At 65.6% G+C, this 26975-nt stretch carries 28 protein-coding genes, 1 tRNA gene and 1 rRNA gene; 18 read left to right on the top strand and 12 right to left on the bottom strand.

The window, feature by feature from the left end:
* From rrf to WKB88_RS17020, 3 genes are all read left to right on the top strand, one after another.
* A 5S ribosomal RNA gene (gene rrf, locus WKB88_RS18265) occupies positions 1-71 on the top strand; the annotation flags it as partial.
* 472 nt (positions 72-543) lie between these two features.
* Entirely contained in the window at positions 544-1029 is a 486-nt protein-coding gene (locus WKB88_RS17025; protein WP_341395746.1) for an SRPBCC domain-containing protein, read from the top strand.
* 9 nt (positions 1030-1038) lie between these two features.
* Entirely contained in the window at positions 1039-2412 is a 1374-nt protein-coding gene (locus WKB88_RS17020) for an FAD-binding oxidoreductase (protein WP_341395745.1), read from the top strand.
* On the opposite strand, the gene WKB88_RS17015 is transcribed toward WKB88_RS17020, so the two are convergent.
* The 5 genes from WKB88_RS17015 to WKB88_RS16995 all read right to left on the bottom strand — a co-directional run bounded on the left by WKB88_RS17015 (position 2409) and on the right by WKB88_RS16995 (position 9178).
* The gene (locus WKB88_RS17015) at positions 2409-4124 is read right to left on the bottom strand and encodes a glycoside hydrolase family 13 protein (protein WP_341395744.1); all 1716 of its coding nucleotides are present in this window, start codon (positions 4122-4124) and stop codon (positions 2409-2411) included. The two genes, WKB88_RS17020 and WKB88_RS17015, sit on opposite strands and share 4 nt — an antisense overlap.
* Before the next feature lie 121 nt (positions 4125-4245).
* Entirely contained in the window at positions 4246-5610 is a 1365-nt protein-coding gene (locus WKB88_RS17010; protein WP_341395743.1) for a DUF4032 domain-containing protein, read from the bottom strand.
* A 102-nt stretch (positions 5611-5712) separates the two neighbouring features.
* Positions 5713-6804 (bottom strand): ABC transporter ATP-binding protein, encoded by a 1092-nt coding sequence (locus tag WKB88_RS17005; protein WP_341395742.1) that lies wholly within the window; start codon positions 6802-6804, stop codon positions 5713-5715.
* Positions 6805-6935: 131 nt separating this feature from the next.
* Complete coding sequence (otsB, locus tag WKB88_RS17000) at positions 6936-7712, bottom strand: trehalose-phosphatase (protein WP_341395741.1); 777 nt, start codon at positions 7710-7712, stop codon at positions 6936-6938.
* Positions 7709-9178 (bottom strand): alpha,alpha-trehalose-phosphate synthase (UDP-forming), encoded by a 1470-nt coding sequence (locus WKB88_RS16995; protein WP_341395740.1) that lies wholly within the window; start codon positions 9176-9178, stop codon positions 7709-7711. Before WKB88_RS16995 ends, otsB begins: the two co-directional genes overlap by 4 nt.
* Before the next feature lie 169 nt (positions 9179-9347).
* Here WKB88_RS16995 and WKB88_RS16990 point away from each other — a divergent pair, with 169 nt between their 5' ends.
* On the top strand, positions 9348-10220 hold the full coding sequence (locus WKB88_RS16990) for a DsbA family protein (protein ID WP_341395739.1): 873 nt from the start codon (positions 9348-9350) through the stop codon (positions 10218-10220).
* Between the two features lie 152 nt (positions 10221-10372).
* Positions 10373-10449 (top strand) — tRNA-Thr (locus WKB88_RS16985).
* 176 nt (positions 10450-10625) lie between these two features.
* On the opposite strand, the gene WKB88_RS16980 is transcribed toward WKB88_RS16985, so the two are convergent.
* On the bottom strand, positions 10626-11603 hold the full coding sequence (locus tag WKB88_RS16980) for a DUF5692 family protein (RefSeq protein ID WP_341395738.1): 978 nt from the start codon (positions 11601-11603) through the stop codon (positions 10626-10628).
* A 128-nt stretch (positions 11604-11731) separates the two neighbouring features.
* Here WKB88_RS16980 and WKB88_RS16975 point away from each other — a divergent pair, with 128 nt between their 5' ends.
* The gene (locus WKB88_RS16975; protein WP_341395737.1) at positions 11732-12325 is read left to right on the top strand and encodes a TetR-like C-terminal domain-containing protein; all 594 of its coding nucleotides are present in this window, start codon (positions 11732-11734) and stop codon (positions 12323-12325) included.
* Positions 12326-12674: 349 nt separating this feature from the next.
* On the opposite strand, the gene WKB88_RS16970 is transcribed toward WKB88_RS16975, so the two are convergent.
* Entirely contained in the window at positions 12675-13745 is a 1071-nt protein-coding gene (locus tag WKB88_RS16970) for an alpha-hydroxy acid oxidase (protein ID WP_341395736.1), read from the bottom strand.
* 151 nt (positions 13746-13896) lie between these two features.
* Between WKB88_RS16970 and WKB88_RS16965 the strand changes: the two genes are divergently transcribed.
* Genes WKB88_RS16965 through WKB88_RS16955 form a run of 3 tightly spaced genes read left to right on the top strand, consistent with a single transcriptional unit; the run spans position 13897 to position 15246 of the window.
* The gene (locus WKB88_RS16965; RefSeq protein WP_341395735.1) at positions 13897-14376 is read left to right on the top strand and encodes a DUF1801 domain-containing protein; all 480 of its coding nucleotides are present in this window, start codon (positions 13897-13899) and stop codon (positions 14374-14376) included.
* Positions 14373-14825 carry a helix-turn-helix transcriptional regulator gene (locus tag WKB88_RS16960; protein ID WP_341395734.1) on the top strand — a complete coding sequence of 151 codons (453 nt, stop codon included), beginning with the start codon at positions 14373-14375 and terminating at the stop codon, positions 14823-14825. Before WKB88_RS16965 ends, WKB88_RS16960 begins: the two co-directional genes overlap by 4 nt.
* Before the next feature lie 10 nt (positions 14826-14835).
* A complete protein-coding gene (locus WKB88_RS16955) occupies positions 14836-15246 on the top strand; it encodes a VOC family protein (RefSeq protein WP_341395733.1) in 411 nt (136 codons plus the stop codon).
* A gap of 100 nt (positions 15247-15346) precedes the next feature.
* Here the strand turns inward: WKB88_RS16955 and WKB88_RS16950 are convergent, their stop codons facing one another.
* Positions 15347-16555: an ROK family protein gene (locus WKB88_RS16950; protein ID WP_341395732.1), complete on the bottom strand. Its 1209-nt coding sequence runs from the start codon at positions 16553-16555 to the stop codon at positions 15347-15349.
* Positions 16556-16655: 100 nt separating this feature from the next.
* Between WKB88_RS16950 and gap the strand changes: the two genes are divergently transcribed.
* The gene (gene gap, locus WKB88_RS16945) at positions 16656-17663 is read left to right on the top strand and encodes a type I glyceraldehyde-3-phosphate dehydrogenase (protein ID WP_341395731.1); all 1008 of its coding nucleotides are present in this window, start codon (positions 16656-16658) and stop codon (positions 17661-17663) included.
* A 193-nt stretch (positions 17664-17856) separates the two neighbouring features.
* Here gap and WKB88_RS16940 read toward each other — a convergent pair whose 3' ends face one another.
* Genes WKB88_RS16940 through WKB88_RS16930 form a run of 3 tightly spaced genes read right to left on the bottom strand, consistent with a single transcriptional unit; the run spans position 17857 to position 19985 of the window.
* Positions 17857-18405 (bottom strand): DUF7010 family protein, encoded by a 549-nt coding sequence (locus WKB88_RS16940; RefSeq protein ID WP_341395730.1) that lies wholly within the window; start codon positions 18403-18405, stop codon positions 17857-17859.
* A 24-nt stretch (positions 18406-18429) separates the two neighbouring features.
* Positions 18430-19818: an LssY C-terminal domain-containing protein gene (locus tag WKB88_RS16935; protein ID WP_341395729.1), complete on the bottom strand. Its 1389-nt coding sequence runs from the start codon at positions 19816-19818 to the stop codon at positions 18430-18432.
* Positions 19815-19985 (bottom strand): hypothetical protein, encoded by a 171-nt coding sequence (locus WKB88_RS16930; RefSeq protein ID WP_341395728.1) that lies wholly within the window; start codon positions 19983-19985, stop codon positions 19815-19817. The genes WKB88_RS16935 and WKB88_RS16930 overlap by 4 nt, the downstream gene beginning before the upstream one ends.
* Positions 19986-20081: 96 nt before the next feature.
* On the opposite strand from WKB88_RS16930, the gene WKB88_RS16925 reads away from it, so the two are divergent.
* From WKB88_RS16925 to WKB88_RS16905, 5 genes are all read left to right on the top strand, one after another.
* Entirely contained in the window at positions 20082-20309 is a 228-nt protein-coding gene (locus tag WKB88_RS16925; protein ID WP_341395727.1) for a hexameric tyrosine-coordinated heme protein, read from the top strand.
* Between the two features lie 147 nt (positions 20310-20456).
* Positions 20457-21422 (top strand): patatin-like phospholipase family protein, encoded by a 966-nt coding sequence (locus WKB88_RS16920; protein ID WP_341395726.1) that lies wholly within the window; start codon positions 20457-20459, stop codon positions 21420-21422.
* An 83-nt stretch (positions 21423-21505) separates the two neighbouring features.
* Positions 21506-21976, top strand: coding sequence for a hypothetical protein (locus tag WKB88_RS16915; RefSeq protein WP_341395725.1), 471 nt, complete (start codon positions 21506-21508; stop codon positions 21974-21976).
* Positions 21969-22274, top strand: a complete 306-nt coding sequence (locus WKB88_RS16910) for a transcriptional regulator (protein WP_341395724.1) — start codon at positions 21969-21971, stop codon at positions 22272-22274. Before WKB88_RS16915 ends, WKB88_RS16910 begins: the two co-directional genes overlap by 8 nt.
* A gap of 119 nt (positions 22275-22393) precedes the next feature.
* Positions 22394-23473: a PLP-dependent cysteine synthase family protein gene (locus tag WKB88_RS16905; protein WP_341395723.1), complete on the top strand. Its 1080-nt coding sequence runs from the start codon at positions 22394-22396 to the stop codon at positions 23471-23473.
* A gap of 15 nt (positions 23474-23488) precedes the next feature.
* Here the strand turns inward: WKB88_RS16905 and WKB88_RS16900 are convergent, their stop codons facing one another.
* Positions 23489-23944 carry a hypothetical protein gene (locus WKB88_RS16900; RefSeq protein WP_341395722.1) on the bottom strand — a complete coding sequence of 152 codons (456 nt, stop codon included), beginning with the start codon at positions 23942-23944 and terminating at the stop codon, positions 23489-23491.
* Positions 23945-24043: 99 nt separating this feature from the next.
* On the opposite strand from WKB88_RS16900, the gene WKB88_RS16895 reads away from it, so the two are divergent.
* The 3 genes from WKB88_RS16895 (at position 24044) to WKB88_RS16885 (ending at position 26973) form a co-directional block, all read left to right on the top strand.
* Entirely contained in the window at positions 24044-24463 is a 420-nt protein-coding gene (locus WKB88_RS16895) for a hypothetical protein (protein ID WP_341395721.1), read from the top strand.
* Between the two features lie 219 nt (positions 24464-24682).
* Entirely contained in the window at positions 24683-26008 is a 1326-nt protein-coding gene (locus WKB88_RS16890; RefSeq protein WP_341395720.1) for an extracellular solute-binding protein, read from the top strand.
* 8 nt (positions 26009-26016) lie between these two features.
* Entirely contained in the window at positions 26017-26973 is a 957-nt protein-coding gene (locus WKB88_RS16885) for a carbohydrate ABC transporter permease (protein WP_445818949.1), read from the top strand.
* Positions 26974-26975: the final 2 nt, after the last annotated feature.

Below are 26975 nucleotides of genomic sequence, written 5' to 3'. Positions count from 1 at the left end.
CGGAAGCTAAGACCCACAGCGCCGATGGTACTGCATCCGGGAGGATGTGGGAGAGTAGGTCACCGCCGGACAAATTCTGGCAGAGAGGTTGAGGTCCGCACCGTGTGGTGCGGGCCTCAGCTGTTTAAGCACCCGTTTGTTTAACCCCCGGTTGTTTAACCCCCGGTTGTTTAACCCAGCGGTTCTTCGGTAGCGGGTGTTCAGCTGCGGGTGTGTGGGGTCCTGTCCTGGCGGGCGGGGCCTTACGTGTTTAACCCCCCTGTTTCCCCTCACACGTGTTGGGTTCCTCTCACTCGAGATGGCAGCAACGGCACGTCTGAGCGCCGGGAAGAGCACTTACTGCCATCTCGCGGGGAAAGGATGGGGCAGAACCGCCGGCCGGGCCGGGAATGGGGTCGGAGGCAGGGAGGGCCGCCGCGTGCTATCCGTCCGGGGCCGCCGCCGTGTTGGCCGTCCGGGGCCGCCGTCGTGTTATCCGTCCGGGGCCGCAGTGATCCAAATGGCAGGGGCACAACGGACAGCCGATCCGGCTAGGGTTGAACGATGAACTCTTCCCTTTTCTCCCACGCCGAGCAGCCGGATCCCGCGAAGGAAGCCGCCGCCGTTCAGGACATCGTCCTGGAACGTGTTGTCCCGCGCGAGCTGCACGAGGCGTTCAACGGTTTTACCGAGTACCTGCACCTGTGGTGGCCGGAGCAATACACGGAATTCGGGGAGGGGACCCACCCGGAGTTTGAAGCCGCTTCCCTCACGGAGACGGGACCGGACGGACAAACGGCAGTGTGGGCAACGGTGACCAGCAGGGTTCAGGACGCTGAGCTGGCACTGGACTGGGTGGCCGGGCACAGTCCGGGGACGCCCACGGAAGTCCGTGTCACTTTTACCCCGTTGAGCGAAAATGAGACAAGGATCAGCCTGACGCATTCCGGTCTCGGCCAGGTGGCCGAGGCCGTGGAAACGCACCTGGGTTTCTCCGCTGCCTGGCCGCAGATTCTTGACCGGTACGCGCGGTTCATGGGAGCCCGGTAGCATCCTCGTATGACCGCACACGCACTTCCGGACCTGGCCGGCTCCCTGCCCGGCATCGCCGTCGATACTGTCCCCGAGGTACTGGCAGCCTATGCGAGCGACCAGGGGCCGGTGCTGGACTACGCCAATCCGCTGGCGGTTGTCCGGCCAGAGTCGGCGGCCGAGGTCCAGGAGGTGCTCCGTTGGGCTTCGCGTACCGGAACTGCCGTGGTGCCGCGGGGTGCCGGGACCGGTGTTTCCGGGGGAGCGCATGCCACCGCCGGGTGCATAGTACTCAGTCTGGAGCGCATGAACCGAATCCTGGAAATTCGCCCGGAGGATGAAATCGCCCGGGTCGAACCGGGAGTGATCAACGCCGAGCTCAGCGCGGCCGTTGCCGAATACGGGCTGATGTACGCCCCGGATCCGGCCAGCTACCGCATTTCAACGATCGGGGGCAATGTAGCCACCAACGCCGGCGGTCTGCGCTGCGCGAAGTACGGGGTGACGCGGGACTCTGTCCTGTCACTCGACGTCGTCCTGGCGGACGGGACGCTCATTACCACTGGACAGGAAACCTTCAAAGGAGTCGCCGGGTATGACCTGACGAGCCTGTTCACCGGTTCCGAGGGGACACTGGGAATCGTGGTGGGCATTACCGTGCGGCTGCGTTACCTGCCGGTCAAGGTCTGCACCCTCGCCGCCTTTTTCCCCGACCTCGACAGTGCAGCCGCCGGAGTCCTCGCCGTGGGGAAGGCACGGGTGCAGCCGGCCATTATGGAACTGCTCGACGGCGCAACCATGACGGCCCTCGACACTGTCCACGGTTCCGGCTTGCGGAGCCGGGGCGAAGCGCTGCTGCTGATCCAGACTGACGGATACGGAGCCGACGCCGAAGCTGAAGTGGTTCGGTCCGTCCTCGCGGCCCTGGGCGGGACTGTGAGCCTGGAGGGCTCCGAAGAAGCGCTGCGCCTGGTGGACCTGCGCCGGCACAGCCGCGGCGATGCCGTCCACACCCAGCTCCGCGTGGGGGAGGACGTGGCTGTTCCGCGGTCCCGGCTGGTCTCCTATATCCGCGAGCTGCACCGGATGGCCGGAGATCACGACGTGCGGCTGAAAGTCGTGGCGCATGCCGGCGACGGGAACCTGCATCCCACCTTCTGGGTGGAAACTGCTGAGGGCAGCGCCGCAGCCCTGAGGCTGGACGCCGCCCTCGATGAATCCATCACAGTGGCCCTTGCCATGGGCGGTACCATCACCGGCGAACACGGGATCGGCCAGTTCAAGCTCCGCTGGCTGGCGCAGGAACAGCAGAAAGAACTACGCGATCTGCAGAGCCGGATCAAGGATGCCTTCGACCCGGCCGGAATCCTTAATCCCGGAAAAGCGATTCTCCCGCGCTAGTCCAGCTTCAGCCACACCGTGCGGTTTGGCCGCAGCCGGGTGCCTTCCATCGCTGACGGCGAGCTTGTTGCCAGAACGGGAAGGTCCGGAAGCTGCACGGGCTTCTCGCCCATGTTCATTGCGACCAGGACGCTGCCGTTGACGAAGGCCACCAGACCCTCGGCATCGTGCTCGGGCCACCATTCCAGGGAACCGGCACCCAGTCCCAGGCCCCGCCGGACGGAAAGGGCCTGGCGGTACATATTCAGCGACGACCACGGGTCCCGCTGTTCAACGTCCCGGGAGTAGCGGCCCCAGTAGGCCGGCTGCGGGAGCCAGGACCGGCCGACGGAGCTGAACCCGAACGAGGGCTCATTGACCCGCCACGGCAGCGGAACACGGCTGCCGTCACGGCCTACCCGCGCGCCGGCGGTCCGGTGGTAGGTGGGGTCCTGGCGGAACTCGTCCGGCATCATGGTGTGGTCGGGCAGGCCGAGCTCTTCGCCCTGATAGAGGTAGACACCGCCGGGCAGGCCCAGCATGAGCATGGTGGCGGCCCGGGCGCGGTCCGCGCCCAGCAGATAGTCCGGCTGGCTGTCCCGCGGGCCAATGCCGTCTCCGCTGCGCAGTTTGTTGGATTCCAGCCCGAACCGGGAAACGTGGCGGACGACGTCGTGGTTCGACAGTACCCAGGTGGTGGGCGCACCAACGGTATCGAAGGCCCGCAGAGAAGTTTCGATAATGTCCCGCAGCGCCTTCGGCTCCCACGGATGGTTGAGGTAGGCGAAGTTAAACGCCTGGTGCATCTCATCGGAGCGGACCCAGTCGGTGATGCGCTCCACGGGGTCCACGTTCGCCTCGGCACAGAGAACGCGGTCGCCGTCGTATTCATCCAGAAGCTTCCGCCAGGACCGGAAGATCTCGTGAATGCCTTCCTGTCCAAACATGGGAGCCGCAGAGCCGGGGAAGCCCTCGGAGGACGCGCCGTCGGCGGCTCCGCCCCAGTCGGGCAGGCCGGACTTCTTGATCAGCGCATGCGCAACGTCCACCCGGAAGCCGCCGACACCGCGGTCGAGCCAGAAGCGCAGGATTCGTTCAAACTCGTCCCTCACCGCCGGGTTGTCCCAGTTGAAGTCGGGCTGGGAGGAATCAAAGAGGTGCAGGTACCACTGCCCCGGCGTGCCGTCCGGATTGGTAATCCGTGTCCAGGCCGGGCCGCCGAAGTGCGACTGCCAGTTGTTCGGCGGGTTCTCCCCGTTCTCGCCCCTGCCGTCCCGGAAGATGAACATGTCCCGCTCCGGCGAGCCGGGTGCCGCCGCCAGCGCTGCCTGGAAGAGGGGGTGCTGGTCGGAGCAGTGATTCGGGACCAGGTCCACGATGACGCGGATACCATACTCGCCGGCCCGGGCTACGAGGGCGTCGAAGTCCTCGAGAGTGCCAAAAAGCGGGTCCACCGAGCAATAGTCTGCAACGTCGTAACCCGCGTCTTTCTGCGGCGACCGGTAGAACGGTGATAGCCAGACGGCGTCGATGGCCAGTTCGGCCAGCGTCGGAATCTCTTCGGTGATACCCCGAAGATCGCCGATTCCGTCACCTCTGAGATCACGGAAGGACCGGGGATAAATCTGGTAAATGACTGAGGAGCGCCACCATTCCTGACCCGCTGGCGGTACATGGACGGGGACGGTCTGAAGAGTGGCTCCCGGTGGGTGGGAAACAACTGGTGTGGACATAACTGGGCAGGGACCTCCTATCTAGCATGAATGCTACCTATAGTTGTTAACGCCCTGCCGGCGGTGCCTTTTCCCTGTTATGCGGTGAGATCCGGCATAGACCCCGGTGATCCGGACAACCTCAGGACATCTGCTCAGGTGCGCCGCCGGAGTCCAGGATCTTCATGGTCCTGGTGTCTGCGGTGAGCAGGATGGCAGCCTCGTCCCGGCGGTGGCGGAGAACCGTGTCCATGTATGACTGCACTGCCTCAGCCATGGGAACGTTCCGGTTTTCCTTTTCCGACATGTACCAGCGGTGCTCGAGGACCTCGTGCACCACCTCGGCCTGCTCGAGCTTGCTGCCGAGCTCACGCGGTACGGATTTCACGATCGGCTCGAAGACCTGGGTTACCCACAGATGCGCGCTGAGCTCCTCGTCAAGGTCCGGGTTGTTGTCTGCGCGGTAGGAATCCATGTCGTTCAGCAGCCGGCGGGCCTGGTTCTCCTGGGCATCAAGCCCGGTCAGGCGCAGCAGGCGGCGCTGGTGGTGTCCGGCGTCGACCACCTTGGGCTGGAGCTGGACCTGGGTTCCGTCGGCGGTGGTTTTGATGGTGAGTTCGTCGACATCGAACCCGAGGTCATTCAGGCGGCGGATGCGGGCATTCACGCGCCAGCGTTCGCCGAGCTCGAAGGATTCCTTTTCCGTCAGCTCCGCCCAGAGGTTGCGGTAGCTGTCCATGATCCGCTCGCTCGTGGCCAGCGGATCCACGCTTTCCTCGATCAACCCGCCTTCAGCGAGGTCCATCAGCTCCCCGGCGATGTTGACCCTGGCGATCTCCAGGTCGTACTCGCGCTGGCCGCGGGACAGCTCCGGGTAGAGCTCGCCGGTTTCAGCATCTACGAGGTAGGCGGCAAAGGCCCCGGCGTCGCGCCGGAACAAGGTGTTGGAGAGCGAAACATCGCCCCAGTAGAACCCGGCCAGGTGCAGGCGGACCAGCAGCAGGGCCTGGGCATCGATCAGCCGGGTGAGGGTGACCTCGCGCAGGGTCTGGGAAAAAACGGCACGGTAGGGCAGCGAGAAGCGCAGGTGCTTGGTGACGAGGACCGGCTGCAGCTCTTCGCCGTGGACGTCATACCGGCCGGTGATGACCGCAACCGGCGCAACTGAAGGGACGTTCAGCCGCCGCAGCTTGCGCAGCATGTGGTATTCCTGCCGGGCCACGTGTTCGCTGGTTTCCTTGATCGCGATGAGCGAATCACCCATCCGGGCAAAGCGGACCACGTGCCGGGAAATGCCGCGGGGCAGAGCCGCCAGATTCTCCTTGGGCCAGTCCTCCAGCGGCAGATGCCAGGGCAGGTCCAAAAGCGCGGGATCCATGGATGCCGCAGTGATGTTCAGGGAGGCAAGGGCCTTTTCCGGAGTGGAGAGATGAAGCCGCGGCAGTTTGCCCGGCTGGTCCCAGTCGGTAGGTTCGTCTCGCCAGTTTGCGCCTGCAGGTTCGGTCATAACACATGCCCTTTGTCGAGCGTTGTTGGTTAAACAGCAATGCGGTGGTCCCCTCAACGAGTCTAGTTCAGTCGAGGGGGCCACCGCATTGAGGCGGGCAGATCAGGCGTGGTCGGCCAGGCGCTCACCGTTGCTGGTGTCGAAGAGGTGCACATGGCCCACCTGCGGGCGGACAAACAGGGTGTCGCCCTTCATCGGGGGACGGCGCCCGTCGACACGGACCACCATGTCCCGATCCGTGCCGTCAAGGGTGGTGTGCCCGTATACATACGCATCGGCACCGAGTTCCTCCACGACGTCGACCTCCACCTTCAGGCCCGCACCGGAGGAATCCACGATCTCCAGGTCTTCGGGCCGGACGCCGAGCGTGACGGTGTTGCCGGCAGCAGCACCAAGAACCGAACTCGCCACCGGGTAGACGGCACCGCCGAAGGCTACACCGCCGTCAACAACGGGCAGCTCCAGCAGGTTCATTGCCGGGGAACCGATGAAGCCGGCCACGAAGACGTTGTTCGGGTGGTCGTACAGGTTCCGCGGAGTGTCCACCTGCTGCAGGATGCCGTCCTTGAGCACCGCAACCCTGTCGCCCATGGTCATGGCCTCAACCTGGTCGTGGGTGACGTAGACGGTGGTGACGCCAAGGCGCCGGGTCAGCGACGCGATCTGCGTACGGGTCTGGACGCGCAGCTTGGCATCAAGGTTGGACAGTGGCTCATCCATGAGGAAGACCTGCGGGTTACGCACGATGGCGCGGCCCATGGCAACACGCTGCCGCTGCCCGCCGGAGAGGGCCTTCGGCTTGCGGTCCAGGTAGTCCTCGAGGTCCAGCAGCTTCGCCGCCTCGCGGACCCGCTCCAGCCGCTCTTCCTTGCCGACGCCGGCAATCTTCAGTGCGAAGCCCATGTTGTCGGCCACGGACATGTGCGGGTAGAGCGCGTAGTTCTGAAAAACCATGGCAATGTCACGGTCTTTCGGCGGAACGTCGGTGACGTCCCTGTCTCCGATGAGGATGCGGCCGGAGTTGACGTCTTCGAGTCCGGCGAGCATGCGCAGGGAGGTGGATTTTCCGCAGCCGGAGGGACCCACCAGAACCAGGAACTCGCCGTCGGCGATCTCCAGACTGAGGTTATCGACTGCCGGGCGATCCGTGCCCGGGTACAGGCGCGTGGCCTGGTCAAACGTTACCGTTGCCATGATATTTCTCCTTCACGGGCAGGTACGTGCCCGACGATCCGTTGTGAAGTGCTATTGAATTAAGGAACAGGTGGCAGCGGTTGTGGCCGCGGTCACAGGGTCAGTATGCCATACCCGCCCGGCGGCACCACTTAGCCCCGGTCGCGCCGTAATTCGAGCAGGGTCTCCAGGACTCCGGTGAACGCCTCCGGCGACTGGACCCGGAAGGATGCCCGGGTGTCGCCGGGGCCGATCTTGATGCCCAGATCACCGGGGAGCAGGGCAGCAAAACCGTTCTCGTCGGTGACGTCGTCGCCGGCGAAGAGCACCGCCGTCGCGCCGGTGAGCGTGCGCAGCGTCCGGATTCCCTCGCCCTTGTTGCTGTGAACCACGGAGGTCTCGAGGACCCGCTTGCCGTCAGTCACCTGTACCCCGTCAATGGCCGTAAGCCGGGCGCGGGCTGCTTCGGTGGCTGCCGCGGCGACGTCGTCGGCCGCGCTCCGGGTGTGCAGTACGACGCCGGCGGGCTTGGTTTCCATCCAGGTGCCCGGATGGGAGCCAATGATTTCTTCCACTGCTGCCCGGGCCCGGTCCAGCAGCCGGTCCTGTTCCGGAGTCAGCTGCAGCGGCTCGGCATCGGGCCCGGTCCAGGCTTCGGCGCCGTGGCTGCCGATCAGCAGGGTTTCCGGTTCGGGGGTTGCGACCCGGCGGAGACTGTCCAGTGCGCGCCCAGAAATCATCGCGGTGAAGGTGTTGGGCAGGGAAGCCAGCTCCCGGACGGCGGCGGCGGACCCGGGCAGGGGGCGCGCGTCGTCGGCGTGTTCCACCAGGGGGGCCAGCACGCCGTCGAAATCCAGTGCCACCAGCAGCGTCTGTGCAGCCGCCATTTGTTCCAGGGCCTCCGGGAGGCCTGCGGGAAGTTCGCTCATTTGCCGCTCTCCGTCTCAGTCTCCGTCTGCTGCAGTGCGTTGAGGAAGTTCTTGGACCAGCGCTCGACGTCGTTCTGAAGGACCTGGCGGCGCATCAGCCGCATGCGCCGCTGCGCCTCGCGGTCCGGCATGTTAATGGCATCAAGGATGGAGCTCTTCAATCCGTCGATGTCGTGCGGGTTGACCAGGACAGCCTGGCGCAGCTGGTCCGCGGCGCCGGCAAACTCGCTCAGGACCAGGGCTCCGGTGTTGTTGATGCGGGCGGCCACGTATTCCTTGGCCACCAGGTTCATGCCGTCGCGCAGGGCGGTGACCAGCATGACATCGGCGGCCAGATAGAGGGCCACCATTTCCTCCACCGGATAGCTGTGGTGCAGGTAGCGGATGGCGGTGCTGCCCATGGTGTCGTAGGTGCCGTTGATCCGGCCCACGGTGCCTTCCACTTCTTCGCGCAGCAGCCGGTACTGCTCCACGCGCTCGCGGCTGGGGCTGGCCACCTGGATCAGCGACGCGTCCTCAACCGTGAGCTTGCCGTCTTCAAGGAGCTCGCCGTACGCCTTGAGGCGGTGGCTGATGCCCTTGGTGTAATCCAGGCGGTCCACGCCCAGCAGCACCGTTTTGGGATCGCCCAGCTCGCGGCGGATCTGCCGGGAGCGTTCGATGATGTCCTCGCGCTTGGCCAGCTCGGTGATCTGGTCCACGTCGATGGAGATGGGGAAGGACTCGGCCCGCGAAACGTAGGACACGCCGTCCTCGTTGGTCACGTGCACCTGCTGCTGGCGGACGGAATGCCCGGCGAAGCGGCGGACGCAGCGCAGGAAGTTGCTGGCATCCGAGGGGCGCTGGAAGCCGATGAGGTCCGCTCCCAGCAGGCCCTCAATGATGTTCCTGCGCCACGGCAGCTGGGCGAAGATCTCCAGCGGCGGGAACGGAATGTGGTTGAAGAAGCCGATTTTGAGGTCGGGCCGGTCCCTGCGCAGCATCTGGGGGACCAGCTGCAGCTGATAGTCCTGTACCCATACAGTGGCGCCCTTGGCCGCCATGGTGGCGGCGGCGTCGGCGAACCGGCGGTTGACGGTCCGGTACGAATCCCACCACGTCCGGTGGAACTCAGGCGGGGCAATGACGTCGTGGTACAGCGGCCACAGGGTCGCGTTGGAGAATCCCTCGTAGTACAGCTCCACCTCGGAGTCGCTCAGCGGCACCGGCAGCAGGTGCATATTGTCGTGGTCGAACTCCTTGAGCTCCTCGTCCGGAGCTCCGTGCCAGCCGACCCAGGCGCCGTCGGCCTTGGCCATGACCGGAGCCAGTGCGGTGACGAGCCCGCCGGGGGAGCGGCGCCAGCTTTCGCCGTCTTCGGTATTCACCCGGTCAACGGGAAGGCGGTTGGAAACTACGATGAAATCGAAATCGCCATACCCGTCCGTGGCATTTTTTTCTGCAGGATCAGCGGCAGCAGCGTTCACGATATGCACCCCTTGGTTGGCTTTTGTATTTATGCCACTCTATCCAAGGCCGGAAACTTTGTGTCTGCTGCGGGCGTTGGAAGTAAGGGCAGCATGGCTTGGTGGCCTAAACTGTTGCCTGCCGGCCGCCTGCCCAACCGGGCAGGCGTGAGAGAAAACATGAGGAACTATGACTGAGCGGAACCCCAAGCCCAGCAAGGCCGATCGCACGGCTGCTGCGCGTGAACAGGCGCGCGCCCTGCGTGAAGCACAGAAGAAAAAGGAGCGGCGCAACAAGCTCCTGGTGCGCTGGGGCGTGGTCGTTGCCGTGGTGGCGATCATAGTGGTCGTTGCGCTCATCGTGATTGACTCCATGCGCGGCGGCAGCGGCACGGAAGCTCAGACCGGCCCGGCGCCGGCCAACGCCAATGAATACGGCGGCATCACGCTGACCTCCACATCGGAACTGAAGTCCACCGAGCCGTTCGACGTCGACGTCGCCTCGCTGCCCGAAGCGCCCACAGAAGCCAAGGACGACGCCCCCGTTCCGCCGGGCATCACCGCCGCGGCGGCCGGCGAGCCGGTTCCGATTGTGGTCTACGTGGACGTGAACTGCGTGCACTGCGCCGACTTCGAGGAAACCTACGAGGACAAGGTCGCGTCCTGGCTGGACGCCGGCGAAGTTACCTACGAGTACCGCACGGTGGCCTTCCTGGACCGCGGGTCACCCAGCAACTTCTCCTCGCGCGGCGCCAACGCAGCCGCATGCGTGGCCGACAGCAACCCGGGATCGTACTGGGACTTCATGAACGCCGTGTTCTCGAACTACGAAAACGGCGAAATGAAGAATGCGGAGCTGGCCGAAATGGCCGAGTCCGTGGGCGCCGGCGACGCAGCCGACTGCATCCAGAACGACGGCTTCCGCGCCTTCGTCAACTACACGGACCGCCTGGCCCGCGTGGACTACGTCAGCGGAACGCCCACGGTGTACGTCAACGGCGCCGAGACCAACGCCAACGACTTCGAAACCGCCGTTCAGACGGCAATCGACGCCAACAAGTAAGTTTTGGGGCTTCGCCCGCAGCGCCCGTTTCGCGTGAAACCTGTTTGGGTTTCGCGGGAACGGGCGCTCTGGGTTAACCTTGACTAGCGCAGTCACCGTGTTTGCCTTTTGGCAGGGCACGACGACGGCGCGCAGCCGGCTTGGCCGGCACCGCCCCCTTAGCTCAGCTGGCCAGAGCACCTGTCTTGTAAACAGGGGGTCGCCGGTTCGAATCCGGCAGGGGGCTCCACGAAACCCCTCCTGATCAGGCGAAACGTCCGATCAGGAGGGGTTTTTTCTTGTCCGGTTTTCGATCCGGCGGGCCGTGGCCGGATACGGCGGCCGCCGTGGTCGAACCTGTGGAGACTCGACCACGGCGCGTGGTGTCGCTGTGCACCCGGCCGGAACCGGAGGCGGACAGCGAGGTCAGACGGTGACCCTTCGGTCCACCTCCGGCGACGCCGGCAGGGGCACGGAAGACGCGACGGGAAGGTTCGCGTCACGCACCTCCCGGTACTGGGGCAGGTGGGTGTACAGCTCGTCGCGCAGCGGGTTGCGGTGCCACTTGAGAATGGTGAACACCTGGTAGACCGCGACGGCGATGTTGGCCGCAAGCGAGATGGCCGACACGACGAACAGCGCGGTTGGGTTGTGCGAAGACTCGACGGCGAACGGCGACGTGCTCACGAACGTCGGGACCGCCATCGTGAACATCATCCACAGCGCCAGGGTGTGGGCGCGGTGCTGCAGCCATGCACCCTTTTTCAGGAAGAACGCGGGGATGGTGCAGGAGATGAGCAGAGCCGCACCGGCGTAGAAGGCGTGGTCACCGACGCAGTTGTAGACGTAGGCGAAGTTCCACAGGTCGTACGCGATGATCCAGAACCACATCATGTCCGGCCAGATCATGTCTTTCGACTTGTCACGCGACACGATGATGCCCGTCCAGCCACAGATGGTGAGCAGGTTCAGGATGCCGGCGATGGCGTTCATATAGTTCCACGGGCCGCCGACCATAAAGACGCCGTCGTGCATGCCCTGCAGACCGGCCACCTCGACGTCGCGGATGACAGCTTCGGCGATGTTGATCGCCAGGATCAGCGGAGGAAACATCAGCATCCAGCGGTTCTGTGCCATCCGCGGGACGTACCGAATGAGCATGAAGCCCAGGCACCCGAGGAGTGCCGAGTACACCTTTACCCAGTGGAACCAGGTGCCTGTGGAGGACCCGTCTCCGGCCGTTGTGGGCCACACGAACAGGGTCAGGAGGATGGGCAGGGCCACGAAGAAGGCCAGACCGGCCCACTTCCAGCGCCGCGTCACCTCGTTGAGCGCAATGAGGGCAACCAGGACGACGCCGAACATCGCCCAGGAATACCAGGGAATCGATTCGAACAAGAACATCGTTGGGGACCTCTCCTTAGCGGCCCGCGGCATGCGTGCCGTTCATTTCTAAGGTAAAAAGCCCGCCGTTCCGCGTCATTAGACACCTGTTGAGATGTGTCTAGAAACGCCCGGTGCTACCTTCAGGCATGACCGAAGAGGATACCGAAACGGAGCGGCATGCCGGGGCACGCGAGGCTCTGGCAGCCGCGCTGAAAGCCCGGCTGCGCACCGAGCCGCTCGACAAGGTGACGGTCACGCAACTGACACGTGACTGCGGACTGACGCGGCAGGCGTTCTATTACCACTTCCCCGATGTGCGGCACCTCGCGGTATGGGTGTTCGAGACCGAGGTCGCCCGCCGGGTCCGAACCTTCGCCGCTGAGGTGGGATGGGCCGACGGACTGGTCTGGTTGATGCGGTACATGCGCGACAACCGCTCATCGACGCTCGGGGTGCTCAGCGGGGTGGGCCAGCCCGGGCTCGAGCGGTTCCTGTTTTGGCAGATGCGGCCTGTCACCGAGGCTGTAATGGACCGGGAAGGCGGGGGACCGGTGCGCCTGCAGGACCGCGTGCTGGTGGTCGACTTCTACACTTCGGCCGTGCTCGCCGTGGTGCTGCGATGGGTCGCGGACGGCATGGTCGAACATCCTTACCGCGTGGTCGGCAATCTGGAGGTCATGCTGCACGGGGCGGTGCGGGAGTCGGTCCGCCGGCTCGACGAACGGGCTGCACCGACTTGATCATTGCCCGGTCGAACTTCTGCACCTCCCCGCACTGGGCCACCCGGACGGTACTGACAGGAAGCTGATGGCCACTGAAGAAGAACGGTTCCTCACCGAATATGTTCCCCGTGAGTATCCGTCCGTTGCGCTGGCCGTGGACCTGGTGGTTTTGCTGTCACCGCAGGCACCCTGAATGCCGTTTTCGTCCGCCGCGGGGCCCACCCTTCAATGGTTCCCAGGCCCTGCCCAGCGGGTTCGCTTTACCCGATGAAGACGCCCTGGCCGCGGCATGGCGCGATGCGGGCGAAAACCGTGTGCTGGTCGAAAAGCCGGAGTCGGAACGACGTGGGCCGCGCCCCCGTCCGGTCTAATCAGCCGTCCCGCGCCACAGCAGGTCCGGCGTGATGTCCGCGATGGCGTCGGCACCGATGCCGGACATGGTGAACCGCAGTTCCTCGGTAAGGTGTGCGAGAACGCCGGCTGCACCGTCTTCGCCCTCGGCGGCCAGGCCCCACATCACCGGCCGCCCCACGAAAACGGCACGCGCGCCCATCGCCAGCGCAGCCGCTACGTGATCCCCTGTCCTGATCCCGCTGTCGACGTAAACCTCACAATCGCCGCCGACAGCCTGGACCACCTCGGGCAGCGCCTGGGCCGAAGTCACGGACCGGCCGAGCCGCCGGCCCCCATGAGTGGAAACCAGTACGCCGGCGGCCCCTGCATCTACTGCCCTGCGTGCATCATCGCCGCGCAGAACGCCTTTCACCACCACTTCAAGACCCGACCGTTCGCGTAGTTCGCCAATGACGTCCAGGGTCAGGTCCTCCGCCGCGGCAGGGGCATCCTCCGGAAGGCCGGTCAGGTCTTCGTCGAGAAGATTCCCGAGCCTCTTCTTCCCCGGGGTTTCGGGCCACAGCAGGGGGTCGATAACCAGCCCGCCGGAGGCCAGCCGTGTTGTATCCACGGTCAGGATCAGCGCCTTCGCGCCGGCGTCCGCGGCTCGCTGCACCAGCGCGTCGGACAACCCCCTGTCCCTCATGACGTACACCTGGAACCACCACGGGACGCCTTCTTCCGCGATCTTCCCGAACGGAACGGAAGTGTTGGTGGAGACGCCCAGCAGCGACCCGGTGCGGCGGACGGCACGCGCCGTCGCAAGTTCGGCCAGGGGAGTGGCCGCGTTCTGCTGCGCCATCGGAGCAGCCAGGACAGGTGTTTGCAGCGGTACTCCCAGCACTGATGTTTCGGTCCGGCGCGCGGAGGTGCGAGTGAAGGCCCGCGGGCGGAAGCGCAGCGCATCCCATTGTGCCGCGGCGTCCTGCACGGATTCGCCGCCGCCTGCCGACCCGGCAAAATAGCCGTACACGTAGTCGGGAAGCTCTGCCTTTGCCTTCTGCTCTAATCCGTCCACATACGCCTGCCCGGCATTGGGTTCCATACTGTTCCTGTTCATCCGGAGCGGTCCATCAAGGACGGCATCCTCATCGTGCCCTTTTGCTTCCGGATCGATCAGGAATCAAGAAGCGCCGGACCTGTTGCTGGTCTTAGCGTAGAGGCACACTTACGGGAACGGGCAGAAGGAGCAGATCGTGGCGAACCGGCAAGCCGCAGGAACTGAACCGGAAGAAGTCCGCGAGGGCGGATTCTCTGCGGAGGAGCGCGCGGCCATGAAGCAGCGAGCGGCCGAACTCAAGACGGCCGGGCGGGGAAGGAAAGCGGACAAAGCAGCCGCCGACCTGAAGGCCGTCCTGTCGAAAATTGCCGAAATGCCGGCGTCGGACCGCGCGCTGGCTGAACGTATTCATGCCGTGGTGACCGCTGCAGCCCCGGAACTGGCGCCAAGGCTCTGGTACGGCCAGCCGGCCTACGCGCGGGCCGGGAAGGTTGTTTGTTTCTTTCGCAGCGGTGAAGTGGACAAGGGGCGCTACTGCGTCTTCGGCTTCAATGAGGAAGCGCAGTTGGATGAACCCGACGGCGTCTGGCCGGTCTCCTACGCGTTGGCGCCTGAGCTGACGGCGGCCGGAGAAGCAGCAATTCGCGCGTGCATCGAAAGGGCGGTGGGGGCATGACGACGGCGGCGCAGACGGTCAGGGTGTCCAGGCACCTGGACGATCTGGCCCGGCTGCGGCGGGTGCGTGACCGGATTGACCGGGAGTATGCAAAACCGCTGGATGTAACGGCGCTGGCCCGCGGCGAATTCATCTCCGCCGGCCACTTCAGCCGCCTATTCCGCAGTGCCTACGGGGAGTCCCCGTACTCCTACCTGATGACGCGGCGGATCGAACGTGCCATGACCCTGCTCCGCCGCGGGAACCTCAGTGTCGCTGACGTGTGCTTTGCGGTTGGCTGCGGGTCCCTGGGAACCTTCAGCACCCGGTTCGCTGAATTGGTGGGCGTGCCGCCGGGGGCATACCAGCGGCAGGCGCAGGACAGCCTGGCCGGCCTGCCGCCCTGCATCACCCGGCGGGCGACACGGCCGATAAGGAATCGAGAAGTGCGGCTGGTGCAGCCGCAGTAGGGAGAGCAACATGGACATCACGATCAACTGTGCCTTTCTTCCGCACACCGACCCGGATGCCTCGCTGGCGTTCTACCGGGACGTTCTGGGATTCGAGGTCCGCAACGACGTCGGCTACGAGGGGATGCGCTGGATCACGGTGGGACCGCCGGATCAGCCCGGCACCTCGATTGTCCTGCAGCCACCCGCCGCCGACCCGGGCATCACGGATGAGGAGCGCCGCGCCATTGAGGAAATGATGGCCAAGGGTGTTTACGCCGGGATGATGCTGGCGACCGCGGATTTGGATGCTGCCTTTGCGCAGGTTGAGGCCGGGGGAGCGGAAGTGGTTCAGGAGCCCATGAACCAGGACTGGGGAATGCGCGACTGTGCGTTCCGGGATCCGGCGGGCAACCTGCTCCGCATGCAGGAGATGCGCTAAATCGGTGCCTCGGTGCCCCTTTCTTTCACCCGAGATGGCAGTAAGTGCGCTTCCCGGGCCTGGGAACAGCCGTTACTGCCATCTCGCGGAGGAGGGCGGATCACGCCGGCCGGCGGACCTCCGGAACCAGTTCCAGCATGTGGGCCTCCACGTAATCCAGGGCCAAGCGCACGGCTCCGGTGGGCACCAGCATCTTGCCCATGTCCGAGACGGCAACCCGGGGCGGCTCGCTCACGTACCGGGCCAGCTCATCCGTCATCACCGGCAGCAGGGCCGTAGCTGACGCCGCCACGGCGCCGCCGATAACGATCAGTTTCGGATCGAAGAAGGAGGAGACCAGGGCCAGTACCCGTGCCATCCGCCGGGCAATGCGGTCCAGGATCTCCACGGCCACCGGATCGCCGGCGGCTGCGGCCTCAAAGACCAGCCGGGCGGAAGCGCGGTTGGTGGACGGGCCCACCAGGGCGCGGATGGCGCCGTCGTGCCCGTCCTTCAGTGCCGCGCTGCCCCAGAGCCGTGCCAGCTTGGCAATTCCGTCCTCGTTGCCGACGCCGGCCACCAGTTCCAGCGCACCCATCGCTCCAGTGCCGCCGGACCCGCCGTGCAGCAGCCGGCCGGACTCGATAATGCCGCTGCCCAGGCGCTCGCCGGCCAGGATTACGGCCAGGTTCTCTTCTCCGGCACCCACCCCGCGCCAGCGCTCGGCGAGGGCCGCGAGCTTGGCGTCATTCTCCACCAGCAGAGGCCAGCCGCGGCCTTCACCGAATTCCTTCTGCAGCCCGAGCTCGAACATCGGCGCCACCTCCTGCCCCGGAGCGACGGCGCCTTCTCCGGTCACCTGGGCAGCGATGCCCATGCCTACGCACAACACGGCCGCGGAAGTGGTGCCGGCGTCGGCCAGCGCGTCGTCGACGGCGGCAGTCAGCACCCGCCGCCGCTGCTCCGGCGCTCCGCCGTGGCGGGGAAAGCGGGCTTCGGCACCGCCGACGACAGCGCCGGACAGGTTCGAGACCAGGACACGGACGGTGGCGATGCCGACGTCGAGCCCCAGGACGTGACCGGCGCCGGAATTGAACTCGAAGCGGCGGGCGGGCCGGCCTTTTTGCCCGCCGATCCGCGGCGATTCGCGTTCCCGGGCCCAGCCCCGGGCAATGAGGTCATCGCACACCGCAATGACGGTGGCGCGCGTCAGGCCGGTGGCGGAAATCAGGTCGGTGCCGGTGGCCGAGGGCACGGTGCGGAGCACCTCGAGCACTGCCCGCAGGTTGGTGCGGCGCAGGAGCTGCGGGGTACTGGTGGAGGCATCCATGGGTGAGCCCTTTTGACGTGTGGCGACGATAACAGCATAATTATAGGAGGTAATAAATTTAGTCTCTAAATTTAATCTTATCGAGCCTGAGGAGGCCCTCATGACGGTACGCGTCGGTATTAACGGTTTTGGTCGCATTGGCCGCAACTTCCTGCGAGCAGCACTGGAGCACGGCGAAGGCTTCGAGGTTGTAGCAGTTAACGACCTGGGCGACCCCGCACAGCTGGCCCACCTGCTGAAGTACGACTCCGTCGCCGGCCGCCTGGGCGAGAAGGTCTCCGTCGAAGACGGCAACCTCATCGTTGGCGGAAAGACCATCAAGGTGCTCGCCGAGCGCGATCCGGCCAACCTGCCCTGGGGCGAGCTGGACGTTGACATCGTCATTGAATCCACCGGCTTCTTCACGAAGGCGGACGACGCCCGGAAGCACATCACCGCAGGCGCCAAGAAGGTCCTGATCTCCGCACCCGCCAAGGGCGACGCCTTCACCGTGGTGATGGGCGTGAACGACGGCGACTACGATCCCCAGAACCACGACATCATCTCCAACGCTTCCTGCACCACCAACTGCCTCGGCCCGCTGGCCAAGGTCCTGAACGATGCCTTCGGCATAGAAAAGGGCCTGATGACCACGGTGCACGCCTACACGGCAGACCAGAACCTGCAGGACGGCCCGCACAGCGACCTGCGCCGTGCCCGTGCCGCTGCCCTGAACATGGTTCCGACCTCCACGGGTGCCGCTGCGGCCATCGGCCTGGTCCTGCCGGAGCTGAAGGGCAAGCTGGACGGCTTCGCCATCCGCGTCCCGGTCCCCACCGGTTCCGTCACCGATCTGACCGTCACGCTGGAAAAGGAAGCCACCGTCGAGGAGATCAACGCCGCCTACGCCAAGGCTGCACAGGATCCGCGCTGGGCCGGCATCCTCACCTACACCGAGGATCCGATTGTTTCCTCGGACATCGTGGGCGACCCGTCCTCCTGCATCTTCGACTCCGGCCTGACCCGCGTCATGGGCAACCAGGTCAAGATTGTCGGCTGGTACGACAACGAGTGGGGCTACTCCAACCGCCTCGTGGACCTGACCGGTCTGGTTGCCTCCAAGCTCTAAAGGCAAGGTTCCCGCTGCAGCGGGGAACGAGAACAAAACAACGCACGACGGCGCCGCGCCGGACCGCTTCCACGGTCCGGGCGGCGCCGTCGTCGTTTAATGAGGTGCCGAAGAATTCAAAAGTCGCAAGAAAACCGAGGGGGGAGGGGGAGCCGTGAACCTTTTGTCTGAGGCCGGGCGCTTTCCCCTCTGGCTACAGGGCACCGAACCCGGCCGCCGCGCAGACGGCGCCGGTGGCGAGGAGAATTGCGCCGGCGGGCAGCCCGCACCAGAAGCTGCGCGCTGCGGTCCTGTCGGGGATGAAAGCCGCCACGGCCGCGGCAGCGGTCACTGCAATCCCGGCCACCAGATAGACCGGCTGCTGGAACACCCATGCCAGCGGGATGAAGTGAATGCCGACCACCGCGAGGATCAGCGGAGCAATGAGATCGCTGCGCTTCCTCCGCGTGGCCACAATGACCAGGGCAATCATCGCGGCGACTTCCAGCCAGAACACGGCGGTGTACCAGGCGAAGGCCGTCCCGCCGAAAACGATCGCAGTTGGCTCGGCCCAGTTGCTGACCGCCGCCGGAATGGTCCCGGCCGCCAGAACCGCACCGCAGAGCCCCAAAGCGCCAAGGACAACCCGCCAGGCCACCCCCTGCGGCGGGCGCTCCTGCGCCCATCCGGCCCACATGAACGCAGCCACACCGAAAATGGCACCGGTCATGAGCAGGTCCCGCGGAAACTCAGTGATGATCATCAGCACCCCCCTGTTCCCGCAACCCTAGCCGACGGCGTCCCGGGCCCTGCTGCGGCGCCGTCGCTGGCGGACGCGGTGCCGCTGATGCGCGAACTCCCGTGCCCGCCCGCTGGACAGGGCCAGAATAAGCAGGACGTCCAGGGAATAGCCGGCCAGATTGGACCTGAGGGGAACGTCCGGGCCGCTGCTGACTACGGAAACAATTTGGAGGACAATCGCGGCGGCGCTGAGGGTCATCGCTGCAAGCCGTGCTGCGTTGACTCCGCGAAGGATGAGAATGCCCAAGCCTGCGTCCGCGCACGCGAAGGCGACAAAGAGGAATCCGACCGCCTCACTGCCGCTGCCCAGATTGATGCCCAGACCGATGGTGCCGGGATCGGCGGTGCCCGGCTGCGGAAGGATGCTCCGCCAGGGTTCGCTGCCTTTGCCCAGTAAAGCCGCCGCAACTGTCAGCGCGGCGGCTGCCCGCAGGAACACCAAAACGGCACCGACGACGACGACGGGCGCCGGACGCCGGGGCCTCTGCCCGGAAACCTGGCCGGGAACCCGTCCGGATCCAGGGCTAAGAAGCGGGGAACCATGCCGGAACGGTGTCCGGCCCACATCCACGATGGGCAGGTCGCCGTCGGTCTCGAACGAGTCCCCGCCGCCGTTGCGCGAGTGGTAACCGGTGGAAAAACCCCTGATGACCTCAACCGGCAGGTCCGGGGAGGACTCCGCCAGGGACGAGACCACATAGTCCCGCTCCGCATCAATGTCGGCACCGATCCGGTGCGTGACCTGAAGCGTAAAAAACGACAACCCGACGGAGCGGTCATAGGCGGCCGCCGCGAGCCAGTCCACGGAGATCCCGCCGGGTAAAAGCCACCCCGGGGGACAGCGCCAGAAGCGCAGATGGTGCCTTCGGCGGGGATTTCCGTCAATTTCCTGCTGATAGGCGAAGTCCTGCTGGCGGCCGAACAGGAACAGCGGACTGACCGGGGCTGCCGCGTAGCTGCGGTGCAGAATGCTGTCGAGGACGATGCGGCGGCTGCTGGCCAGGGTGACCGGGTCCGCTGCTGTCCACCCTGCCTGCTCGAGCGCGGCGCGCAGCTGTTCTTCCTGCCCGCGGAACGCAAGATTAACCGGGTCTCCGAAGAGCCCGTCGCTGGTCCGGGTTCGTCCCATGAAGTAATCGGGGATGTAGATGCGGGTCAGGACCCGGTGCAATCTCGGCAGTACGAGGTAGGCCAGGACGGCCCAAAAGATGACCAGCACCCAGAGGTGCCGCGGCTGCAGGCTCTCATCCAGGAGCATGACGGCGAACCCTCCCGCAGCCAGCCCGCCGAAGAGGAAGAAGGCCCAGTCGACGGCGGTCTCGGGCGAAACGGCAGAGGCAGCGGTGCTGCGGGCGGCGCCGGTGGACTGAGTCATGCTGTCCGGGAGGGAGCCAGCTCCGCACCGCCGGTCAGCACCTGTCCGCTCTCCTGCAGCCGGCGGGCGAACTCCCGGTGCCGGCTGTGCACCGCTTCCCGCCCATCGTCGCTGAGGCGCTCCCACGCGTCCTCGTCGTCGGGCAGCAGAATCAGGTACTCATCCATCAGGGCCTCCTTGTGCGCGGCAGTCCGGCTCTTGTCCCCTTCCCGGGAGCCGTCCACAATGAGGTGGTCCGCAACGCCGAACAGAGGACATACCCCATGGAACTCGTTCCGAATAACTCCCTCAAGTGTGAAAGCCCTGAGGAAGGGCGCCGTCTGGCCATCAGCCTGGCGCTGCAGACCTCCTTTGCCATCCAGCCGGACGAACATGTGCAGAGCATCATCCGTGATGCCTACGCGAACAGCCCGAACGGGCTCATTGCGGCGTCCCAGGTGGTGGCCACCGAATTTGCGACGATAGCGGCTGCCAATAATTACTGGCGATGAGGCAGCGCCGGGCTCAAGCAGAGGCCGGCGCTCGGGAAAGGGCCGCGCCCGAGCGGCTCGGACGCACGCCGGCCTTGACCCCTGCAGACGCTGCGGGCAGGGTTAATCGGACGTTGGGACAACACCGCATTCCCCTCAGGAGCCGCCATGCTGCGCATTCTCTCCATCGACGGCGGCGGAGTCCGCGGCATCATCCCCATCATGTGGCTGACCCACTTGGAGAAACGGGCAGGCCGGCCGACCGCGGAACTTTTCGACCTGATTGTCGGTACGTCCGTTGGCGGGATGATCGCGCTCGCCCTGACGTGCCCGCGGGACGGCGGCACCCCCTACAGCGCCAAAGAAGTGCGGAACCTGAATTTCGCGAGCGCGAAGTCGATCTTTCCGCGCGACCACGCCAAGCGGGATCTGACAGCCATTCCACCCGGCGGATCCATGTATCCCGCGCAGCCTTTGCAGCACTTCCTCGAAGAGGTCCTGGGCGATGCCACACTGTCGCAGGCCATCCTTCCCGTGGCGGTGACCACCTGCGACCTGGCCAACACGCAGGCACTGTATTTTGCCGGCGGGGGACTGGACCAATCGCAGCTGGGTGATGCGCCCATGGCGCTCGCGGCCCGGGCAACAGGATCGCTGCCGCGGTTTTTCCCCGCGGTGACCTACACCGATCCCGGCGGCCGGACGCGGGAGCTGGTGGACGGCGGGCTGGCCGCTGACGATCCCGCGCTGGTGGCCTACACCCTGGGACTTTCGATGCCCCGGGACGACGACGACGGCGTGATGCTGGTGTCGCTGGGCACCGGCACCTCCGGTACTTCGGTGGGCCTGCTGCTCAGCTCCGAACAGACGCACAATACAGCGGACCTCCAGGCCCTGGAGCAGGATTTTGCCATGGTCTTCGGCGGCCCGGGGCAGCTCATGCGGGAGGGGCTGCGCCGGATCCTGGACACCAACTATGTGCGGATCCAGGCCCGGCTGCTGCCGGGCACCAACCATGCCTCCAACGACGCCGGGGCGAAGAACATCCTGGGTCTGCTGGCCAGTGCGGAAAAGATGGCATTGGATACGTCAGCGGAACTGCACCGGCTGGCGGAGGTCCTGCAGGGAAAGTAGCGGGGCACGTCAGGCGGTGCGGTGGCACTGCCGCTAATCCAAGTCTCTTGCCTCAATGGAAAGTAACCCATAGACTTGCCGCTATGGAAAATGACTTTCAGGGGCGGCCGTCCGCCGACGAGGCGGCTGCCCGCCTGAGCGAACTGTCCGGAGACCGCCGGGCTTTGGCGGACAGCACACGCGTTCCCAGGGTGCTGCTGGCTGCATACGGCGGGGTCGGTGCATGGTGGGTAGCCGGCGCGGCGACGGCCAGCCCGGGGGAGAACTATGAACCGCCGACCTCCGGATGGCTGGCATTGGTCGCCGTGCTGATCATCGCCCATCTCATGAACCGCGAAACCGGAATCCGCTTCCAGAGCATGGGATCCGGGGCTGCCCTGGCGGTGGCGGGGATGCTCGCGGCGTGCCTGGCACTGTTCTCCGTCTCGCTCGGCCTGGTGTCGCTGGGTGCCGGGTGGGCCGTGGCACTAACGAGCCTGGCCGCCTTCGGCGCGGTGACCTGGCTGGCCTCAGTGGCCTACCGCTCGGCGCTGGACCGGCTGCGCGATGCCTGAGGCACAGTTCAACGACCTCATCCATGCCCCCAGCCGGCTGCGGATCTGCGGGCTGCTGCGGGCCGTCAACCAGATGGATTTTGCCGTCCTCCGCGACGGCCTGGGGATATCCGATGCCACGCTGTCCAAGCACCTGAAGACCCTGGCCGATGCGGGGTACATCCATTTGGCGAAGGCCGCTTCCGAGAACCGTCAGGACGCCCGCCGGCTGACGTGGGTGGGGCTCACAGCGGCGGGAAAAGACGCCTTCGACGCGCACATCCGTGCCCTGCGGCAAATTGCAGGCGCCGCAGGCTAATCCACAACCTCCTTCCTGTCACGAATCTGCTCCGGCCGGTGTCCTACGCGGCGAGCCGGCATCCGGCCGCACCCGGATCCGCTCGGGCATCTTCAGGGAGCGCCTGTAGGCTGGATCGGGTGACTATTTCCCAGGTTCCGAACCGCCGCTGGTCCGATGAAGCCATCCGGCGGATTGAAGCCGAAGGCAACCGCTCCGCCGACACCCATCTGTTCGAGGTCCCGGTTCCGGCGGGCTGGTCCGTGAAGGTCTACCTGAAGGACGAGTCGACCCACCGCACCGGCAGCCTGAAGCACCGGCTCGCCCGGTCGCTGTTCCTCTTTGGGCTGGTCAACGGCTGGATCACCCGCGGCATGACCATCGTGGAAGCTTCCAGCGGCTCCACCGCCGTCTCCGAGGCCTACTTTGCGCAGCTGCTGGACCTGCCGTTTGTCGCCGTCATGCCCCGCACCACCAGCGCCGAGAAAATCGCGCTGATCGAGCAGTACAACGGAACCTGCCACTTCGTCGACGATCCGTCCCAGGTATATGCGGCCGCCGAAGAGGTTGCCCGCAGCACCGGCGGCCACTACATGGACCAGTTCACCTACGCGGAACGGGCCACGGACTGGCGCGGCAACAACAATATTGCCGAGTCGATTTTCGGTCAGCTGGCGCTGGAAGAGTCCCCGGTCCCCGAATGGATTGTGGTTGGAGCCGGTACCGGAGGCACCAGTGCAACGCTCGGCCGCTACATCCGCTACCACCGGCATGCCACGAAGCTGGCCGTCGTGGACCCGGAAAACTCAGTGTTCTATCCGTCCTGGCGCAATCCGGGGGAACCCGCCTCCGGCGGCCCCTCGCGCATCGAGGGCATCGGGCGCCCGCGCCTGGAGCCAAGCTTTGTGCCGGCGGTCATCGACCACATGATCCAGGTTCCGGACAGCGCCTCCGTGGCCGCCGCCAGGCACCTCTTTGACATCGCCGGGCTGCACGCAGGCCCCTCCACCGGCACCAACCTGTGGGGCGTGTGGCAGTTGGCGGCGCGGATGGAAGCGGAGGGGAAAGCGGGGAGCATCGTCTCCCTGATGTGCGATTCCGGTGACCGCTACGCGGCGTCGTACGGCGACGACGCGTGGCTGACGTCCCGCGGCCTGGACCCCGCCCCGGCGCAGGCCCTGCTGGCCGAGCTCTTCGAAACCGGGCGCTGGCCGCAGTAGCCGCCCAATCAGGGCTCAGGACCGGCCGGCAATATCCTTCTCGGCGGTGCTGATCAGCTTTTCCTCGTCAGTGCGGACATCGACCGGACGTTTGCCCTGCAGGAGGTTGTTTGGGGTGTAAAACCACAGGGCCACCTGCTCATCCGTCCAGCCCATCCAGCGGCCCAGCCGGATGACATCCTTGACCGCCGGGACCATGCGGCCGCCGGGCACATCAAACTGGAACCCGGGATAGAGGAAGGCGTCGCCGCGCTTCACGGCCAGGACCCTGCCCTTTCCGGTCAGCCGGGAGGCACGGAGGTTTGGCCCGTAACCAAAGCCCAGCCGCCGGGCTGCCTCGAGGATGGTGTACAGCCCATCCTCGCGTTCCATGGAGGACCACAGGGCGTCGGCCTTCTTTCCGGACGGAATCCTGCGGATGGCGCCGGTCGGATTGGAACTGTGCCGCTGGTGCGTTTCGCGGTCGGTCATGATTCAACGGTACCGCCGCGGCCGGTGCAGAGGCAGAGGCTGCATGCCCGGGAGCCCTCCAAATAGGTACTCTGCACATCCGGCTGGGAACATGGAAGCATGCGATCACTCAGCCTTCAGGAAGCAACCCGCCTTGCAGAGCAGACAGCGGCGGTGGCAGAGGGTCACATTCCCTACGGATCAGGTCTCGGCGCGCCGGCCTCCTTCACACTCGCCTGGCTCATGGCCGGCGCGGGCGTCGAAGACATCCGGGTGGCCAGCGGCTCCTCAGGCATGGGGGACCACTTCTGGATCGAAACCGCGCAGTGGCGGATTGACCCGACGCTGCGCCAGTTCCCGCACCTGAACCACCGGCCGCTGGTGGAGCCCGTCACCGGGCCCGGCAATTTTGACGCCGTGAAGTACCACTCGGTTCCGGCCAGCCGGGAAGAAGCCGTGCGCGAAGTGTCCTACGGTTTCCGCAACGCAGCGGAAACCGAGGCCTTTGTCAGTGAGATGACTGCCGCCGTCGACCTCTGACCGCCGCCGAACCCTGACTTCCGCCGTCGAGCTCCCAGCTCCGCCGTCGAGCACCCAGCGCTGCCGTCCAGCTCCCTTGCCGCCCGGTTCCGCCTCCACTCTTCGGACTGCACCGGCAGCCGGTCCGCGAATGATTGAGGAAACGGCGTTCTTGTATTAGCGTCAGCCGCACCACCGGGGCACGTCCCCGCAGTGGCAACCGTGGATCAAAGGAGAACCATGCGAGCCAGCACCAAGATCCTTGCCGCAGGAGCAGCCGCGGCACTGGCCCTCAGCGGCTGCAGCGGAAGCGGTAGCGAGGACGGTCAGCAAACCCTTCGAATCGTCTACAGAAACGTGGATGTGCCAATGGTGGAGCTGATGGAGGACGTCAAACAGGAGTTCGAAGCAGCCAACGACGGCGTGAGCGTTGAACTCGCACCGATCGAAGGCAACGACGAGGATTATGCCACCAAGCTGGCGCTCTCCCAGCGCTCCGCGGATACGGCGCCCGACGTGTTCCTGGAGGACTCCTTCAAGCTCCGGGCCGACGTCGAGGCCGGCTACGTGCTCCAGCTGGACGACTACCTCACGGACTGGGAGGACTGGGACGGCTTCAACGAGACGGCGAAACAGGCCGGAACAGGCGACGACGGCGGTACCTACGCCATTCCCCTGGAAACAGACACCCGGGTCATTTGGTACAACCAGAACGTGCTCTCGGAAGCCGGCATCGACCTGCCCTGGGAACCCGGAAGCTGGGAGGAAATCCTCGCCATGGCGCGCACGGTGAAGGCCGCCAATCCCGACGTGGTGCCCTTCAGCATGTATGCGGGAACCATGCAGAGTTTTTATGAACTGCTCTACGGAACTCCCGGGGGAACCCTTTACGACGAGGACGAGCAAAAGTGGATTACCGGTTCGCAGGGTTTTGTGGATTCCCTCGCTTTCCTGAAAACCATCTATGACGAGGGACTGGCGGTCACCCCGGCAGAAGCGCTGGACGAGAACATCTGGCAGAGCATCGTGGGGGAGATGCTTCCGCAGGACCGGATGGGGGCCACGGTTGAAGGTTCCTACGCTCCGCAGTTCTGGCAGGAGGGCGGCCAGTACGAGTGGCCCCAGTACAGCGAAGTGATGGCCGCTGCTCCGTTCCCGACGCAGAACGGCCAGGACCCCGGGGCGGTGAGCATGTCCGGCGGGTGGACGCTGGCGGTGGGGTCGGGGACCGAGTCGCCGGAGCTGGCAGCCGAGTTCGTGAAGATGGCCCTGAGCTATGACAACTCGCTGCAGTACACCGTGGACAGCTCCAAGATCGCGGTCCGCACCGATGTTGCCGAAGCCCCCGAATATCTGGACATGAACCCGTTCGCCGGTGCGGTCACCGAGGTTCTTGACGTCAGCAATTACCGGCCGGCGACGTCGGACTTTGCCGAAATCGATACGGCCGTCCTGACCGCAACCCAGGAAGTCGTGGCCGGCGGGAAATCTCCGGAGGAAGCTGCCGCTGCCTACGATGAGGCGCTGAGGAAAATCGTGGGTGAAGAGAACGTGACCGAGAAGTAGCCGGGCGCGTGTCCAGTACATCGATCGCCCGGCCCGCCGGCTCGCCGGAAGGGCCGGGACGGCGTCCCGGCGGAGGGCGGCGGCGTCCGTCCGCCGCCCGGGCGGGCCGCTTCGCCCGGCTCCTGCCTTTGGCTCCGGCGGTGCTGCTGCTGCTGGTGTTCCTTGGCGGACCGATTGTCTGGGCGGTGTACGGCTCCTTCACCGACGCCGGGCTGACCGGCGGAGCAGCCAAAAACCCGGAATGGATCGGGCTGGAGAACTACCGGGAGCTCCTGACCGATCCGTTGTTCCCCCGCTCCCTCTGGCTCACCTTCCTCTTTGTGTTTGCCTCCGCAGTGATCGGGCAAAACTGCCTGGGCATGCTCCTCGCCCTGCTGATGCAGCGGGCCAACGCAGTGGTTGGCGCGATCGCGGGAACCTGTGTCGTGGCCGCCTGGGTCCTGCCCGAAATCGTGGCCGCGTTCATCGCCTACGCCTTCTTCTTCCGGGACGGGATGCTCAACCAGCTGACCGGGCTGGCGGGAATTCCCGCCGTCGACTGGCTCTACGAGCAACCCATGACGGCGCTGATCATTGCCAATATCTGGCGCGGAACCGCGTTCTCGATGATGAACTACCAAGCGGCACTGAACGACGTGCCGCCGGAAATCACCGAATCCGCGACCATCGACGGGGCGGGGACCCTGCAGCGTCTGCGGTACGTCACCCTTCCGATGATCCGGCGCAGCATCGCCACCAACCTGATGCTGATTACACTCCTGACCCTGGGGACCTTCACGCTCATCTTCGTGGTGACCCGGGGAGGGCCGCTGAATGCCAGCACCACCCTTCCGATCATGGCCTACGAACAGGCCTTCCAGTACGGTGACATCGGATACGGAACGGCCATCGCCGTCGTCATGCTGTTTATCGGTGCAGTCTTCTCCATCGCCTACATCCGCATGCTGCGGGAGAGGAAGGAATAGCC

Origin of the sequence: Arthrobacter sp. G119Y2 (genome assembly GCF_038069765.1) — a bacterium.
GTDB lineage: Bacteria > Actinomycetota > Actinomycetes > Actinomycetales > Micrococcaceae > Arthrobacter_B.
This window is presented reverse-complemented; position numbering and strand designations above follow the sequence as displayed.

Bases quoted from the DNA above. Each gene is read 5' to 3' on its own strand.
- WKB88_RS16910 (WP_341395724.1), top strand. From the start codon at position 21,969: ATGCCTGAGGCACAGTTCAACGACCTCATCCATGCCCCCAGCCGGCTG.
- WKB88_RS17015 (WP_341395744.1), bottom strand. From the start codon at position 4,124: ATGTCCACACCAGTTGTTTCCCACCCACCGGGAGCCACTCTTCAGACC.
- WKB88_RS16935 (WP_341395729.1), bottom strand. From the start codon at position 19,818: ATGACTCAGTCCACCGGCGCCGCCCGCAGCACCGCTGCCTCTGCCGTT.
- WKB88_RS16990 (WP_341395739.1), top strand. From the start codon at position 9,348: ATGACTGAGCGGAACCCCAAGCCCAGCAAGGCCGATCGCACGGCTGCT.
- WKB88_RS16930 (WP_341395728.1), bottom strand. From the start codon at position 19,985: ATGGATGAGTACCTGATTCTGCTGCCCGACGACGAGGACGCGTGGGAG.
- WKB88_RS17005 (WP_341395742.1), bottom strand. From the start codon at position 6,804: ATGGCAACGGTAACGTTTGACCAGGCCACGCGCCTGTACCCGGGCACG.
- WKB88_RS16895 (WP_341395721.1), top strand. From the start codon at position 24,044: ATGCGATCACTCAGCCTTCAGGAAGCAACCCGCCTTGCAGAGCAGACA.
- WKB88_RS16960 (WP_341395734.1), top strand. From the start codon at position 14,373: ATGACGACGGCGGCGCAGACGGTCAGGGTGTCCAGGCACCTGGACGAT.
- WKB88_RS17020 (WP_341395745.1), top strand. From the start codon at position 1,039: ATGACCGCACACGCACTTCCGGACCTGGCCGGCTCCCTGCCCGGCATC.
- WKB88_RS16900 (WP_341395722.1), bottom strand. From the start codon at position 23,944: ATGACCGACCGCGAAACGCACCAGCGGCACAGTTCCAATCCGACCGGC.
- WKB88_RS16915 (WP_341395725.1), top strand. From the start codon at position 21,506: ATGGAAAATGACTTTCAGGGGCGGCCGTCCGCCGACGAGGCGGCTGCC.
- WKB88_RS17010 (WP_341395743.1), bottom strand. From the start codon at position 5,610: ATGACCGAACCTGCAGGCGCAAACTGGCGAGACGAACCTACCGACTGG.
- otsB (WP_341395741.1), bottom strand. From the start codon at position 7,712: ATGAGCGAACTTCCCGCAGGCCTCCCGGAGGCCCTGGAACAAATGGCG.
- gap (WP_341395731.1), top strand. From the start codon at position 16,656: ATGACGGTACGCGTCGGTATTAACGGTTTTGGTCGCATTGGCCGCAAC.
- WKB88_RS16970 (WP_341395736.1), bottom strand. From the start codon at position 13,745: ATGGAACCCAATGCCGGGCAGGCGTATGTGGACGGATTAGAGCAGAAG.
- WKB88_RS16955 (WP_341395733.1), top strand. From the start codon at position 14,836: ATGGACATCACGATCAACTGTGCCTTTCTTCCGCACACCGACCCGGAT.
- WKB88_RS16940 (WP_341395730.1), bottom strand. From the start codon at position 18,405: ATGATCATCACTGAGTTTCCGCGGGACCTGCTCATGACCGGTGCCATT.
- WKB88_RS16890 (WP_341395720.1), top strand. From the start codon at position 24,683: ATGCGAGCCAGCACCAAGATCCTTGCCGCAGGAGCAGCCGCGGCACTG.
- WKB88_RS16950 (WP_341395732.1), bottom strand. From the start codon at position 16,555: ATGGATGCCTCCACCAGTACCCCGCAGCTCCTGCGCCGCACCAACCTG.
- WKB88_RS16925 (WP_341395727.1), top strand. From the start codon at position 20,082: ATGGAACTCGTTCCGAATAACTCCCTCAAGTGTGAAAGCCCTGAGGAA.
- WKB88_RS17025 (WP_341395746.1), top strand. From the start codon at position 544: ATGAACTCTTCCCTTTTCTCCCACGCCGAGCAGCCGGATCCCGCGAAG.
- WKB88_RS16975 (WP_341395737.1), top strand. From the start codon at position 11,732: ATGACCGAAGAGGATACCGAAACGGAGCGGCATGCCGGGGCACGCGAG.
- WKB88_RS16980 (WP_341395738.1), bottom strand. From the start codon at position 11,603: ATGTTCTTGTTCGAATCGATTCCCTGGTATTCCTGGGCGATGTTCGGC.
- WKB88_RS16920 (WP_341395726.1), top strand. From the start codon at position 20,457: ATGCTGCGCATTCTCTCCATCGACGGCGGCGGAGTCCGCGGCATCATC.